The sequence below is a fragment of the Cellulomonas soli genome (genome assembly GCF_013409305.1).
Lineage (GTDB): Bacteria > Actinomycetota > Actinomycetes > Actinomycetales > Cellulomonadaceae > Cellulomonas > Cellulomonas soli.
This window is the reverse complement of sequence record NZ_JACBZJ010000001.1, coordinates 3,165,406-3,180,888: the sequence shown is the minus strand read 5'-3', so window position 1 is coordinate 3,180,888 and position 15,483 is coordinate 3,165,406. Positions and strand designations below refer to the sequence as shown.

The 15,483-nt window shown below is 74.4% G+C and carries 8 protein-coding genes; all 8 read right to left on the bottom strand.

Annotated features, from left to right (window positions below; all coding sequences use genetic code 11):
• Positions 1 to 5: 5 nt before the first annotated feature.
• On the bottom strand, positions 6 to 1,193 hold the full coding sequence (locus tag BKA22_RS14545; protein ID WP_146952942.1) for an FHA domain-containing protein: 1,188 nt from the start codon (positions 1,191 to 1,193) through the stop codon (positions 6 to 8).
• On the bottom strand, positions 1,190 to 3,475 hold the full coding sequence (locus tag BKA22_RS14540; protein ID WP_146952943.1) for a transglutaminase TgpA family protein: 2,286 nt from the start codon (positions 3,473 to 3,475) through the stop codon (positions 1,190 to 1,192). Before BKA22_RS14540 ends, BKA22_RS14545 begins: the two co-directional genes overlap by 4 nt.
• Positions 3,472 to 4,656, bottom strand: a complete 1,185-nt coding sequence (locus BKA22_RS14535) for a DUF58 domain-containing protein (RefSeq protein WP_146952944.1) — start codon at positions 4,654 to 4,656, stop codon at positions 3,472 to 3,474. Before BKA22_RS14535 ends, BKA22_RS14540 begins: the two co-directional genes overlap by 4 nt.
• A gap of 2 nt (positions 4,657 to 4,658) precedes the next feature.
• Positions 4,659 to 5,615, bottom strand: a complete 957-nt coding sequence (locus BKA22_RS14530; protein ID WP_146952945.1) for an AAA family ATPase — start codon at positions 5,613 to 5,615, stop codon at positions 4,659 to 4,661.
• A gap of 62 nt (positions 5,616 to 5,677) precedes the next feature.
• On the bottom strand, positions 5,678 to 11,476 hold the full coding sequence (locus BKA22_RS14525) for an Ig-like domain-containing protein (protein WP_223203572.1): 5,799 nt from the start codon (positions 11,474 to 11,476) through the stop codon (positions 5,678 to 5,680).
• Positions 11,473 to 13,062: a serine/threonine-protein kinase gene (locus BKA22_RS14520; protein ID WP_146952947.1), complete on the bottom strand. Its 1,590-nt coding sequence runs from the start codon at positions 13,060 to 13,062 to the stop codon at positions 11,473 to 11,475. The genes BKA22_RS14525 and BKA22_RS14520 overlap by 4 nt, the downstream gene beginning before the upstream one ends.
• Positions 13,059 to 14,546, bottom strand: coding sequence for an FHA domain-containing protein (locus BKA22_RS14515; RefSeq protein WP_146952948.1), 1,488 nt, complete (start codon positions 14,544 to 14,546; stop codon positions 13,059 to 13,061). The genes BKA22_RS14520 and BKA22_RS14515 overlap by 4 nt, the downstream gene beginning before the upstream one ends.
• Positions 14,543 to 15,406 (bottom strand): PP2C family protein-serine/threonine phosphatase, encoded by an 864-nt coding sequence (locus BKA22_RS14510; RefSeq protein ID WP_146952949.1) that lies wholly within the window; start codon positions 15,404 to 15,406, stop codon positions 14,543 to 14,545. The genes BKA22_RS14515 and BKA22_RS14510 overlap by 4 nt, the downstream gene beginning before the upstream one ends.
• Positions 15,407 to 15,483 lie beyond the last annotated feature (77 nt).

Sequence of the window (15,483 nt, the reverse complement as noted above, 5' to 3'; positions counted from 1 at the left end):
CGACTCTACGACGCGGCCGCCGTTCCCGGCGCCCGGAGCAGGCGCAGCCCGTGGTCGCCGAACGCCACCGTGGCACCCACCCGCAGCCTGACCTGCTGGTCCGTGCCGCAGACGATCTGCGCGCCGTCGGGCAGCGTCACCACCGTGCCGTTCGTGGAACCGCGGTCGGCCACCCAGACGCCCCCGGGCTCGACGCCGATCTGCAGGTGCGTCTTGGACACCGACCGGCTCGGGTCGACCACCCGGATCAGCTGCACGTCACCCTCGGCCGCCGGGTTGCGCCCGACGAGCGCCGAACGGGTGACCGTGACCCGACGGCCGTCGGTCAGCTCGAGCTCCGCGGCGACCCGCGTCGCCCCCGAGGCCGTGCCCACGACCTCCGGCACAGGGACGGGCAACCTCTCGCGCGAGGGCCGGGTGACCTCGAGCTCGGGGTGCAGACCGAACGCGAGGGTCACCGGGCGCACGATCGGCATAGCCCGCGTGTCCAGGTCCGGACCCTGGCGCGCAGGCGCCAACGGAGCCAGCACGAGTCGCGTGTCACCGCCCGGCACGACAGCGACCGGACCGGTGACCGGCGCACCGGCGGCCACCGGTGGGAACGAGCCCGGCCCGACCGGCGCGCCGGCGACGCCCGTCGCGTGCGGCAACGGCGGCACGGCCCAGGCCCGGACCGGCACCAGGTCCTCCCCCGCCCCGCGCACGTCGAGCACCTCGGCGCGGGCGGCGAGATCGTGCCAGCCGCGAAGCCGACCCGTCCGGTCGAACAGCGGCGAGAGCAGGACGACGAACGAACCGACCCCGAGCACCAAGCCACCGGCCACGACCACGACCGCTCGCACGAGAACCCGCCACGGCCCCACGGGCAGCCGGGTCTCGACGTCCAGCGTGCGCACGCCCAGCAGCCGTCGACCCACCGTCCACCCGCGCAGCCCGTGCAGCAGCCACTGCACCAGCACGAGCAGCCCCACCACGACCGACGCCGAGAGCACGAGCGCGGGCGACACCTGTGCACCAGGCCCGCCGTCCCGCCCGACGCTCACGGCGACCACGCCGGTAGCGCCCAGCGCCGCGACCACCCCGGCACCGAGACCGGACGCCAGCAGCAGCAGCACCAGGTCGACCAGGACCGCGGCGACGCGCCGTCCAAACGAGGCGGGCACGGCGTGGTCCGTGGGCCGTCGGACACTCATGAGGCACCTCGTGTGGATCGGTCCGGACGTCGGCTCGGTTCGCCCCGACGTCGTCGACGCAACGACTGGGTGGACACCCGGGCGCGCACCCGACGACGCCACGGGACGGCCCGGCGCATCGCCTGCACCGCCACCTCGACGTCCGTCCAGTAGGCGCCGACCTGGGTCGGCGTCGGCTCGCCGGGCGCGAACACGGCAGCGTCGGCAGCACGCGCGAGCGACCCGACCGAGGCCGCCACCACGGCGGCCTGCTGCGGCGGCGCATCGGCGAAGGACGAGGCGAGCGCACGCGCCGACTCACGCCGCGTCGCCCGGGCACCGGGCGGCCGGTGCAGGTCACGCGCGGCGTCGAGCACCTCGTCCCACCCGCCGGCCACGCGTGCGACCGGGTCCGGCGTGCGCCGACGACGCCGTCGACGACGGGCCTTGAGCGCCAGCACCAGCAGGAACGGAGAGGCGAGAACGAGCAGCGGGACACCGACCACGCCGGCCACCCGGAGCACCTGCCGCCACGCCGACGTCCCGGAAGGATCCGGGTCCGGCTCGTCCGCCTGCGGCTGCTCGGTGTCCTCGTCGGGCGGCGTCACCGCCTCGGGCGCAGGCGGAGGCGGCTGCACGACCTGCGGGTCGGGATCCGTCGGCTGCTCCTCGAGATCGTCCTGCGGCGTCTGCTCGGGAGGTGGCGTGGGGTCGAACGGGACCCAGCCGTACCCGGCGAAGCCGATCTCGACCCAGGCCTGCACGTCCGCACCGGTCACGTCCACCGGCCCGTCGCTCGCGCCCTCCGGCGGGACGAAGCCCAGCACGACCCGTGCCGGAAGTCCCAGGGACCGGGCCATGAGAGCCATCGCCGACGCGTACTGCTCACCGTCACCGATCATCGCCGAGCCGTCGAGCAGCGCGAGCATGCGGTCGGCCCCGTGGCCCGACAACGACGCGTGGTCCGAGCCGTCGGAGTAGTAGCCCTCCTGCGAGAGCCAGTCCGCGAGCGCACGGGCGATCTGCACGGGGCTCCCGGCGTCGCGTGCGACGTCCGCGGCGGTCGTCGCCACGACGTCCGGCACGCCGACGAGCGCGGGCTGGGAGACGTCGGCCTTCGCGGCGTCACCGATCGCCTCGTCGCTGGGCACCTCGGGCACCAGGGCGTCGAGGGAGTACGTGAGGCCGTCGTCGACCCCGCCCGTGAGCACCGCGGCACCGGTCGCGTCGTTGTACCGCAGCCCTGCTGTCGCCGTCGAGTCGTCCAGCAGGACCGATGTCGACTGCCCGACCGTCGGCAGCCACACCCCGGACAGAGCGGCGACCTCGACCTCGACGTGCGCACGGGTCCCGCTCGACGAGGTCTCGATCGTCGGGCCCACGCGGCGGAACTCCCCCGAGTCCTGCGCGGACCCGTCGCCGGCCACGTTCCACACGACGCCGTCGTACTCGTCCATGGTCGCCAGCCGGACCCGAGCACCGTCCGGGAGGCCGTCGACGGTGAACAGGACCGTGTCCTCGTCCTGGCGGACGTACTTGCGGAACGCCGACAGCGGGCTCGGGTAGTCGCGCGGGTCGAAGGGCGGCACGATCTCGTCGCGCAGCACGTAGCGCGAGGTGTCGCCGACCACCACTGGGCCGGCGAGCACCCCGACCGCGACCGCCACGGCGGTCACCGTCCCGAGCGCCACGACGCGGCGAGGACGCAGCCCGCCGACGCGCCAGGACGCCCAGCCGAGCAGCAGCACAGCCGGCACGATCCCGGCCACGGCAGGGGGGACGAGCGCCTCCCGCGTGCCGAGCAGGGCAGCGGCCACGCCTGCCAGCAGCGGCACTCCCGCGGCGGACGCAGCCACGGCCGGCCGGCGGACCCGCAACGCGAGCGAGCCGGCGGCAGCACTGCCCACCAGTGCGAGCAGGAACGCCGCGACGAGCAGCGTGCCTCCGTCACCGACCGGCGGCTGCAACGTCAGCACCTGCTTCCAGGACGACGCGGCGCCCCGGGCCAGGGCCGTCACGGTCGCGAACGTCGGCACGACCCCGCCGACCGTCGTCGAGGGCGCGGCCAGCGCGCCGCCGGCGAGCACGTACACCCCGAGCAGCCAGGCCACCACCGCCGGCGCCGACCAGCCGCGCCACGCACCGGCGACGCACACCCCGGCGCCCAGCAGGACACCGCCGACGAGGGCGGGCACGGCGGTCGTGCCACCGTGCACCTCGAGCAACGGCAGCAGCGCCAGGAGCAGGGCGCCGAGCAGGCACGCCAGGTCGATCACGACCTGGCCCGGTGAGCGCGTCCTCATGCGACCACCCGGCGCAGCACCCGCGGCAGGTCGTCCACGGTCGCGAGCGAGGCCAACGTCAGGGTGCTCTGCGTGCGCACCCTCAGCTCGCCGCCGGTCACGCAGGACACGACGACCGTCCGGGTGCCGGTCGGCACGTGCCGGGCCCCCAGCCGCAGCGCGGCGTCGGTCGCGACCGACCCGGTGATCAGCACGGCGACGGTCGCGTCCGGAGCCTCCCGGGCGACGCGCCGCCCGAGCAGCGCCGTGCCGGTGGCCGACGGCACGTCCCTGCCTCGTCCCAGACCGGCAGAGCCCGCCGAGCTGCCGAGCATGATCCGTGAGCAGTCGTCCAGCAGCAACGGCGGGGTGTTCACGCGAAGCCGGCCCGGACCGGCGAGCACGGTCAGGTCGCGCTGCTCGCGCAGCGTCTGGACGCCCAGCGAGGCAGCGACCGACACGGCGGTCTCGAACTCCTCCAGGTCGGCGTAGTCGGCAGCGTCCGTGGCCAGCACCACGGCCGTCTGGGTGCGCCGCGTGTCCTCGAACTGCTTGACCATCAGGGTGCCGCGACGCGCGGTCGTCCTCCAGTGGATCGCCCGCCGGTCATCACCCTGCACGTAGTCGCGCAGCGCGTGGAAGGACAGGTCGGCGTCCGACAGGTCGCGCGTGGACTGACCCTCGAGGTCGCGCAGCACCCCCGCGCTCGCCCCGTGCAGCGGGACGACGCGCGGGTGCACGAACAGCTCGACCGGGCGCGTCCAGCGCAACGTGCGACGCACGAGCCCCAGCGCGTCGCCACGCACCGACTCGACCGGACCGACCACGACGACCGCCCTGCGCGCCGTCGGGATCGCGAACAGCTCGTCGTGCTCCGCGCCGGCGGCGAGCGAGGGCACCGCGAACTCCGCGCGGCCCGCCCCCACGGGGAGCTCCACGCGCGCAGGCAGGGACCTGCCGCGCGCCGTGTTCCGCACCGTCAGCCCACCGACAGCGCGCTCACCGATGCGCACACGGCGGTCGGCGAGGTCCAACCTGACCGCATACCGGGTGCGCCCGACGGTCAGCAGCAGCGCGACCACGAGGACCGCGGCGAGCGCGGCGCCCAGGCTCGCCGCCTCGGCCCAGCCGAGCCACCGGCCCAGCACGAGGCCGAGGACCGCCACGACGGCGACCCCCCAGCCGGTTGCGGAGACGTGCACGCTCAGGCCACCCGGAGGACCGGCGGTGCGACGTCGGCCAGGACACGGGCGAGCACCTGCTCGGCCGTGACACCGGCGAACTCCGCCTCGGAGTCGAGGACGAGCCGGTGGGCCAGCACCGGCTGCGCGAGGTCCTTCACGTCGTCCGGCACGACGTACTCCCGACCCGTCGAGGCCGCCCAGACCTTCGCGCAGCGCACGAGGGCGAGCCCCCCGCGCACGCTCGCCCCGAGCGAGGTCTGCGAGTCGTCGCGCGTGGCCTCGGTGAGCCGGGCCACGTAGTCGAGCACCGAGGCGTCGATGTGCACCGTCTGCGCGAGGTCCGCCATCGTGCCCACGGCCTGCGTGGTGATGCGCGCGGGCAGGTTGAGCGTGCGGTCCTTGGCGCCGGCCATGATCTCGACCGCCGAGGCCCGGTCGGGGTAGCCGAGCGAGGTCTTGATGAGGAACCGGTCGAGCTGGGCCTCGGGCAGCCGGTACGTGCCCGCCTGCTCGATCGGGTTCTGCGTCGCGATGACCATGAACGGCCGACCGACCGGGTGCGTCACGCCGTCGACCGTGACGTTGCCCTCCTCCATGACCTCGAGCAGGGCGGCCTGGGTCTTGGGCGAGGCACGGTTGATCTCGTCCGCCAGCACCACCGAGGCGAAGACAGGCCCCGGGTGGAACTCGAAGCGGTGGCTGCTCTGGTCGTAGATCGTCACGCCCGTCACGTCCGACGGGAGCAGGTCGGGCGTGAACTGGATGCGGTGGTGGCTGCCCTGCACGGTCGCCGCGACGGCCTTGGCCAGGGACGTCTTGCCTGTGCCCGGCGCGTCCTCGAGCAGCAGGTGCCCCTCGGCGAGCATCGCCGTCAGCGCGAGCCGGATCGTGCGGTCCTTGCCGAGCAGCGCCCGACCGACGTTCTCGACGAGCGTGTCGAACGTCTCCGCGAACCAGGCGCTCTGCTCGGGGGTCATGGTGGGGGCTCCTCGGTGCTGGGGTGTCGGTTCGGGGGGGCGGTGCGGGCTGGGGACGTCGGTCACGTCACCACCGCCGTCGCGCGGGACCAGGTGCTCGCTCCGGCACCGGTGACGGCCCGGACCGAGACGTCGTACCTGCCGGCTGTCGCCGTGAGGGTCAGGGTGAGCGTGCCCCCGCCGGGGGCGAGGGTTCCGGACTGGTCCTGGCCGTTGCCGGGACCGTCGAGCGACCACTCGTAGCCGGTGACCGGTGAGCCGCCGTCCAGGACGGCGGGCCAGGTGATCGTCACCGCGCCTGCGACGGTGACGTCGAGGGTCAGGGTCGGCGCCTGCGGCGCGGTCACCACCTGCGCCGTCCCCGAGACGCCGCCCGGCCCGGTCACGTCGCGCGAGCTGCGAGCGACCACGGTGTAGGGCCCGGCCGTCCCGGCCGCGAGGCCGGAGATCGTCACCGACCGCGTACCCGCGCCCACGCTCTGCGAGTACCCGGGTCCGGTGATCGTGTACCCGGCGATCGAGATCCCGGCCCCGCCGGCGTCGACCGGCGCGTCCCACGACAGGACGACCGAACCGTCGGCCCAGTCCCCGGTGCCCGCGTCCGCCACCAGCGAGACGTTCTGCGGCGCGGTCGGCGCGCTCCAGATCTCGCCCGTGGCCGAGCCCCACGCGGACCAGCCCGCCTTGTTGCGCGCCCGGACGCTGATCTCGTAGGTCCGGCCGCGCTGCACGTTCGTCAGGGTGTAGGACGTCGTCGCACCGTCGGGGGCTGCGACGGTCGCGCCGTCGACGCTGACCTCGTACCCGGCGATCGCGTCGCCGTTGTCCGAGCCGACCGACCAGGTGACCACGATCTGGTTCGAGCCGTCGGCCTGCTGGCGGGTGGCGGTCACGGTCGGTGCCTGCGGGACCCCCGCCGGGACCATCGTGCTCGCGGCACTCCACGGTCCCGGGTCGGGGGCGGAGTTCACCGCACGCACCGCGATCGCGTACTGCACACCGTTGGTCAGGCCGGTGAACGTGGTGTGCGTCGTGGCGACCTCGATCTCGGCGGCACCGCTGGGCAGCGGGGGCGAGATCGACACGCGGTAGCCCTTGATCGCCGACCCCGCCGAGGCAGGCGCGGTCCACGTGGCGGTGATCGACCCGTCGCCGAAGCTCAGGGTCGGCGCGGCCGGGGCATCCGGGACCGCGTCGGGGCGTGCAGGCGCGGACGGCTGGCTCGGGTCAGACCAGTCGACCGCGTTCTGCGCGGCGACCGTGAAGGTGTACTCGACGTCGTTCGTCAGCCCGTCGATCGTGCAGGTCGTCGAGGCGCACTGGCGCACGATGTTTCCCGGGCTGGCCACGACGCGGTAGCCGGTGATGGGTTCGCCACGGTTGTCCGGGGCGTCCCACGACAGCACGACCGTGCGGTCGCGGACCTCGCCGATGCGCGGCGCGGTCGGCGTGGCAGGCCTGCCGCGCACGACGACCGTCAGTCGCGCCTCCACCTCACGGTCGGGGTCACCCGTGACGTCGCGCACGCGGAACCGGACGACCATCTGCCCGACGAAGTCGGCCCCCGGACGCGCCGTCACGGTGCTGCCCGTCGAGCTGGCCGTCCCGGCGCCCGGTGTCTCGACCGTGGCACCCACGACGGTCAGGGGTGAGTCGGGGAACGGGTTGTAGGCGCCCGCGAGCACCTCGACCGTGGAGTCGCGACCCTGCACGCCGTTGGTGACGGTGGTGTCCAGCACGCGCGCCGTGGGACGGCTGCTCGCGATGACGCGCAGGTCGACCGCCGCCTCGACCGAGCCGGCGGCGCCGTACCCGATCGTCAGGTCCAGCCGACCGGAGGCACCCTTGGGCGTCGAGGCGTTCGCGCTGACGCGCAGGACGCTGCCCGAGAGCACGGCCGTGAAACCGGCGGGCACGTCCGAGACCACCGCGTAGGAGTACCGGTCGGTCGTCACGTCCTGGCCCTCCGGGCCCGTGGTGAACGCGCGCAGGTCGACCGTGATGGGAGCCTCGCCCGGGGACACGTCGATGGTCGAGGGGACGAAGGTCGGCGGGTTGTCGTCCAACGCGTACACCGTGATCGACAACGTGATCGTGGCCGTGCGGGCGGTGGCATCCCCCGCACCGGTCGCATCGGTCACCGTCAGCGTGATCGAGGCCGGTCCGGCGTACCCGGGGGCCGAGGTGAATTGCAGGGTGGTCGAGTCGCGGACGAGCGAGGACCCGTCTGCGCGCGTCGCGCTCACGCCTGCAGCGTCGGACACGGTCGCCGTACGCCCCGGTGCCACCTGGACCTGCTCGTCGAGCGGGATCACGAGCTGCTCGCCGGTCGCGACCCGGAGCACGGGTGCGCTGGGTCGAGGCGTCGGGGGGAAGAAGCCGAGCGCGGGGACCGTGATGAAGGCGTACGACGCAGCCGAGCCGTCGGCCGCCGTGGTGTTGGTCAGCAGGTAGGGGACGGTCTGCGTGTGGTCGACCAGGGTGACCACCACCGTCCCGGTGGCCGAGACCCGGGCGACGTCGGCGACCGACGCGGGGACGGAGACCTCCAGGTCGCTCAACGGGCCGCTCGGGTTCTGCGCGACGGCCAGCACGTCGACCTCGACCTCGGTCCGTCCCAGCGTGTCGATCGCCGGGACGACCACGTCGCGGGCCACGGGCGGGAGCACCGCGGCATCGGGCGAGACCGTCACGGTAAGCACACCGGTGTCGCGTCCTCCGCGGTCGTTCGTCACCGTGTAGACGATCTGCAGGACCGCCGCGGTGCCGGGCGCCTGCACGATCACCCGACGACCCTGGACCTCCGCATCCGTCCCCGCGGGGATCTCGAGCGTGGGGTCGAGCGAGAGCTCGCCTCCGCCGGAGTCGACGTCGTTGGCGAGGACCCGCACCTCGACGCGCTGACCGGGTCGCACCGTGACCTCGTCGTCACGCGCCACGACGGCCGAGGCCCCCGTCGGCTGCGGGGCGATGCCGACCCGGATCGTGGCGACCGCGCGCTGCCCCACCCAGTCCTCGACGGCGTAGGTGAACGTGTCGGTGCCGACCTCCCCGGGCAGCGCCTCGTACGTCAGGTAGTCGGCGCCGACCTCCGTCACACGGCCCTTGGTCGGTGCGGTGGCCACCCCCAGCAGCGTGACGCCGTCGCCGTCGTCGTCGATGCCGACCAGGGGCACCGTGATGCGCACGCTGTCGCCGTCGAACACCCGAGCGGTCAGGTCCTGCGGACGCGGCGGCTGCTTGGTCGCCGCGTCGGAGGCGTGCACCCGCACCGTGAGCACCGCAGAGGTCTCGTTGCCGGTCGCGTCCCGGACGGCGAACGTGGCGTGCACGGTCATCGCCGTGGCCGGTGCCTGGTAGCGCAGCACGTCGCCGGACACGAACAGCAGACCCTCGCCGCTGCCGAGCGGCTCGGGCAGCGTCGGGTTCACCGTGAGCTGGTCGCCGTCGGGGTCGTACGCCGACTCCAGCACGGGGATCGTCACGACGCCCCCGGTGCGCACGCTCACCTCGACGTCGCGCACGACCGGCGGCTGCGAGGTGTCGGACGGCGGCACGGGCTGCACGACGATCTCCCCCACCGACGCCGACGTGCCGTTGGAGACCGTGTACCGCACCACGACCGGCGCCTCGAGGGTGCGCGACGAGCGGATCTGCACGAGGCGGTGCTCGAGCACCGCGATCTGCAGCCCGGAGTCGGTCTGCTCGGCGACCTGCTGCAGCACGAGCACGCCACCTGCCGGGTCGGTGTCGTTCTCGAGCGGGTCGATCGTGACCTGACCGCCGGCCGGCAGGTAGGCCGTGTCCCGCACCGCCACGGGCGGCTGGGACTGCTCGGGCCACTCGCGCACGTCGATGCGCGCGACGCCCGTCGCCTGCTGCGGTGAGGCGGCCACGACGAAGGTCACGTAGTACGTCCCGGCGCGCGCGGCGGAGAAGGTGAAGGTCCCCTGCTCGAGGTCGGTGACGACGGTCGCGCCGACCACGTCGTCGACCGCGGCCAGCCGTGCGGGCTCGGAGCCGGTGGACCGCACGGCGTCCAGCGGGCGCACCGTGACCGCCTCGTCCACGAACGTCACCGCGTGCACCGGGTCGATCTGCGGGGCGAGCGAACCGGGCGCCCGCACGTCGACCTCGAGCACGCCCTCGACGGTGGTCGTCCCGTCGCTCACCTGCACGCTCACCTGCGTGCGTCCCAGCTGGGTGCCCCCGGCCCGGAAGGTCAGGGTGCCGTCCTGCCGGACCCGCACCGTGCCGGCGAGCGGGTCGGCGCTGGCGCCGACGAGCAGCAGGTCGTCGCCGTCGGGGTCGGCGAAGTCGGCCAGCACGTCCCGCTCGACCTCGCCGCCCTGCTCGACGCGGACCGTACCGGTGCGCACCTGCGTCGGCGGGCCGTCCGTGCCCGCCTCGTGCACGGTGAGCGTGACGGTGGCCGTGGACGGCGCGGACGTGCCGCGCCCGTCCGAGATCGTGTAGGTGAACGTCGCGGAGCCGCTCGCGGTCGCGGAGACGTCGACCTGCAGCGCCCGGCCGCCCTCGACGGCCTGGACCGTCCCGAATGCGGGGTCGAGCTCGTCGACCTGCGAGATCGCGAGGATCCCGCAGTCGGAGGAGGTGTCGTTGTCGATGACGGACAGGATCGTGGCGCGGCCGGAGCGCACGCCGAACGCGTCGTCGGCGGCCGACGGCGGTGCGGACTGGTCGGTGCACTCGGCGGCGACGTCCTGCGTCGTCTCCTGCCCCTCGGCGTCCTCCTGCGACTGCTCGGGCTGGTCCTGCGGCACGACGTCCTGCCAGTTCGGCACCCGCAGGTCGGTGTCCTGCTGGGGCATCCACAACCGGCCCTGCCGGGTGTCGTTGAGCAGCACCATCGACCGGTTCACCCGGAAGGTCAGCGCGTCGGTGGACTGCATGTCCTGCAGGTCGAGCTCGACCGGATCCGACCCCTCGCACAGTCGCAGGTAGGAGCCGTGCCCGCTCGCCCAGGCGGCGTGCGCGCAGGTGCCGACCTGCACCGGTGCGGCCGGCTGGCCCGACCCCGCGGTCGCGTGCACCACGGGGTCGCTCCCGTCGAGCGGCACCTCGTACAGCGCGGTCCTGCTGGCCACGAGCACACGGTCGGACTGCGGACCGGGCTGCTGCAGCACCAGGCCGTCCTCGGGGAGCGTGACGGTGCCGCGCAGCGTACGCACCGTCGAACCGGTCAGCACGACCGGCTCGTCACCGACGGTGGTCAGCGCGTCGACGTCGCCTGCCTCCAGGGAGCCGACCGGCGATGCCTGCGGGACACCGTCGACGAGGTCGACCCGCGTGACGGTGCCGTCCGGCGAGACCGCGAGCGCCGCGCCGGACCGGGCCACGACCGCGGCACCTCCCTCGCCGAGGGTGACGTCGGGCGTGTCCTGGTCGATCCGCAGGCCTTCGAGCGCGTCGATCGCGCGCACCCAGACCTGGCCCTCCTCGTCGACGACGGAGACCGTCCCTGCACCCAACGAGGGGGTCGTCCCCGTCGCGGGGACCTGCGCGAGCGTCGTGACGGTCGCCGGGTCGACGACCGAGAGGGTCGTCGGCTCGGACAGCAGCACGTCCCCGCCGTCCTGCAGGACGTCGAACGTGCTGCCCGTGGTGACGATGCCCCCGTTGAGCTCCTCGACCTGCACGTTGAACCGGCCGAGCCGCAGCTGGTCGGTCGCGGTCAGCCACACACCTCCGTCGTTGAGGTCCACCCGCGCGAGCGGGAAGCCCTGGCCGAGCATCGCGAGCACCGCCACCAGGACGGGCACCGTCACCACCGCTGCGGCCCGGGTGGCCCGTGCCCGCCAGCCGAGCGCTCGGACGATGGCGTTCGCCGGCCCGCTCACGGAACACATCCCTGCGCGGGCTCGGCGGACGACCGGCGGTCGGAGCGCACGAGGGCGACCTCGATGCAGACCTCGCCCGACGCCTCCTGCGCGGGCACGGTGGCCGTGGCGACCTCCACCAGCTCGAGCTCCGGATCCGCGGTGAGGGACAGCACGCCCCAGGTGTAGGCGTCGCCGTCCTGCGGGTCGGGGTTCTGCCACGTGAACACGACGGAGCCGTCGGCCATGCGTTGCCCGGCGAGCGCGACGGGGGCGGGCACGGCCTCGGTCGCACCCGTCGAGCCGACACCGTGCGTGAAGTCGTCGTCGGGGACGACGGGGACGGCGCCCTCGTCCTGGTTCGCGAGCACGAGCGCCACCGCTGCGCCCACGACGACGACGCCCGAGACGACGGCGCCGAACGCGCGGCGGCGCGAGCGGGGAGCGCGGTCACGTACCCGCACCGACGGTTCGTGGACGGTGAGCGCAGGTTCGGCCGTCACCGAGCCGGACGGTGCCTCGGCGACATGGACCGACCCGGGCACGGGCACCGATCGGGACGGTTCGGGGTCGACCTGCACGACGGGCCGCACCCGCGTGGCCTCGTCGGTCGCGGCACGGGTCGCAGGGGCGAGCGGGGACACCGAGACGATCGAGCGCAGGCGGGTCGCCTCGTCGGCACCGGGCGACCGGTCCGGCGGGACGAACCCCGTCGAGGCGGGGCCCGAGGCGTTCTCGTCCGGCAGGTCCAGCGGTGTCGCCGGCAGGCGCAGACCCGCCTCGACCTGCTGCAGCGCACGCGCCACGCCGGCCGCGGACGCGAACCGGCGCGAGGGGTGCTTCTCCATGGTGCGCACGAGCACGTCGTGCAGATCGGCCGGCACGTCGTCGCGACCGGTCGGCGGCAGCGGCATGCGCTCGATACGGCCGACGAGGTCCGCCGCACCGTTCGGCGATCCAGGCAGCTCGAACGGTGTACGGCCGGCGAGCAGCGAGTAGATCGTCGCGCCGAGGGAGTACACGTCCGAGCGCTCGTCGCCGGTCGGCCGTTCGCCGAGCAGCTCGGGCGGGGACCACGGGATCGACATGCCGACCGTCGCGCCCGCGCCGTGCCCGGTGGTGGCGGCGATGCCGAAGTCGGTGAGGGCCGGCCAGCCGAAGTCGGTGGTGAGCACGTTGGCCGGCTTGATGTCACGGTGCAGGATGCCCGCCCGGTGGGCGGTCTCGACCGCCGAGGACAGCCGGATCCCGATGCGCAGCGCCTCGGCGACCGAGATGCGCTCCTGCCGGTAGCGCTCGGCCAGACCCGCGCGCGAGCAGTACTCCATCACCAGGTAGGGGCGTCCGTCGGCCGCGATCGCAGCCTGGTGGATCGTCACGATCGACGGGTGGTGGGACAGCTGTGCCATGAGGTTGGCCTCGGTCTGGAACCGGGTGCGCACCTGGTCGTCGAGGCTTCCGGCCAGGAGCACCTTGACCGCGACCTCCCGGCGCGGCAGCTCCTGCTGGTACAGGAAGACGTCCGCGAAACCACCCAGACCGAGCACATGGACGTACGTGTACCCCGGCAGGTGCGGCGGCGCAGAGGCCTCACGGCGTGCTGTCACGAACTGCGCTCCACGGTGAACGTCACGCCGTCGCCCAGGTCGACGGTCTCACCCTCGGCCACGCGGGTGGGCTCGCCGGGGTGCAGGCGACGCACCTGTGCACCCTCGGCCTGCACCTGGACGCCGTTCGTCGAGCCGAGGTCGGTGACGAGCACGTCGTCTCCCTCGACCCGCACCTCGGCGTGCGTGCGCGAGATGTCCTGCTGAGGGCTGGGCACGGTCACAAGTCGCGGCAGCTCACGGTTGGCGACGCGCGAGACCTGGGGCGCGCGGCCGAGCAGCACGGCGCGGTCGAGCGAGACGACCAGCCCTGTCGAGAGCACGAGCCGACGGGACGGCGCGACGGCCGCCAGGGGCAGCGCACCGGTCACGACCGGGACCTGGGGGTACGTACCGGTCCCGGTCTCGGCCGCCCAGGCCGGCAGCTGGTCGCGGATCGCGGCGAGGTCGCTCGACATGATCGTCAGGCCGTCGTGGTCGTCGGCGGACGAGGCCGGGACGGGCGCCTCGCCGAGCAGGAGCGCCTCGGCGGCCTCGACGACGCCCGACGCGGTACGCGCCTGCGGCAGGTCGTGGGGCGCCGGCTCGACGGCCGCGGTGTCGTCGGGGCCCGCCCAGGACGCCGTGGCCACCCAGGGGTCGACGGCGTCGACGGCATCGGCGGCATCGGCGGGGGTGTCGTGCGACGCATCGACGGTCGGGTCGGCCAGCAGGGCCGGCAGCGCGGTGGGCTCGTCCGCCTGGGCGGGGACCGGCTCCTGGTTCTCGGGCTCGAGCCCGAGCGCGTCCCCCGCCGGCTCGACGGGCTCGTCGGCCGGCTCCGGGACGACGGCCTCGTCGGCCGGGACCGGGAGGAGGTCGAGCTCGGGCAGGGCAGGCTCAGGCACGGCAGGCTCAGGCAGGGCAGGCTCAGGCACGGCGGGCACCGATGCGGCGGGCTCCGGGAGCGCAGGCTCGAGCACGGTGGGCTCCGACGGCAGGGCCGTGGGGACGTCGGCGATGCGCGCGGCCGCGCGGCGGGCGGCACGCTCGCCCGTGGCGACGGGCGCGGGCGCGAGGTCGACGCTCACCGAGTCGGCCCGGACGACGCCCTCGGCCACGGGCAGGGCGACCGCGTCGGGAACCACGGAACCGGCACGCACGCGCACCGCGAGCGCGTCGTCGACGACCTGCTCGGTCCACGTCGAGACGTCCCCGGCACGCAGCACGACCGGCCCGTCGGCCCGCTCGACGACGACCTCGACCTCACCGCGCAGCGCGGCGTGCACGCGATCGCCCTCGAGGGCCACGAGCGCGAACGGGGGCAGGCCGTCGAAGCCCTCCCGGACGAGCACGCCGAGCAGCCCGACCAGGCCGGAACGGGCCGGCGCCTCGTCCCACAGCGCGCGCACCGTGGCGGGCCGCGTGTGCGGGCCGACGAGGGCGACGCTGCCACCGGTGACGACGGCCGTCCAACGGCCGGGGACGTACTCGGGCACGATCATGACGGGGCTCCCTCGGTCGTCCGTGGCGTGGGGGGTGCAGGTCGCGGGACGGTCGCGCCGTTGAGCATCTCGTCCCAGGCGTAGGAGCCGGGCTCACCTGCTGCGCTCGTGCGGGGCACCGTGATGTGCACGTCCTCGAGCGCGCCTGCGGTCGTGGCCACGTCGACGACCACGACGCTGACGTTGTCGCGTGCACCGGCGTCGAGCGCGCGGCGCACCAGGTGGTCGGCGGTCTCCTGCGGGTCCGTGCTGGCCCGCAGCGTGTGCTCGATCGCGGCGTCGTCGAGCTCTCGCGTGAGCCCGTCGGTGCAGATGAGCAGGCGGTCGTGCGTGCCGACGGGCAGCAGCCAGTAGTCGGGCTCGGGCGCGTCGCCGGTGCCCAGGGCGCGAGTCAGCACGTGCCGCTCGGGGTGGGAGGAGGCCTCGGCCGGGTCCAGGTCGCCCAGCTCGATGAGCTCCTGCACGACCGAGTGGTCGACGCTGACCTGGTGCATGCCCTCCTCGCCGACGAGGTACACGCGGGAGTCGCCGACGTTGAAGACGAGCCAGTAGGCCCCACCGTCGTGCTCGGACACGGCGACACCGGCGACGGTCGTGCCGCCCTGCCTTCCGCGGGTGAACTCCCCGCGGATGCGACGGGCCGTGCGTGCGAAGCAGGAGTGCACGTCGTCGGCCGTGGCCGAACGTTGGCCTGCCATCTGCGCGAACTCCTCGACGGCGATCCGGCTGGCGAGGTCCCCGGCCTCGTGCCCGCCCATGCCGTCGGCGACGAGGAAGACCGGCGGGTACGCCAGGAGCGCGTCCTCGTTGACGTCCCGCACCAGCCCGCGGTCCGTCGCCGAGCCCCATGACGTGCGCACAGGCTCCCCTTTCCCCTCGCGCGGTCCCGCGCGACGGACTCTCTCTTCTCAGTGCATCGGCGCACATCGTGCCGCAC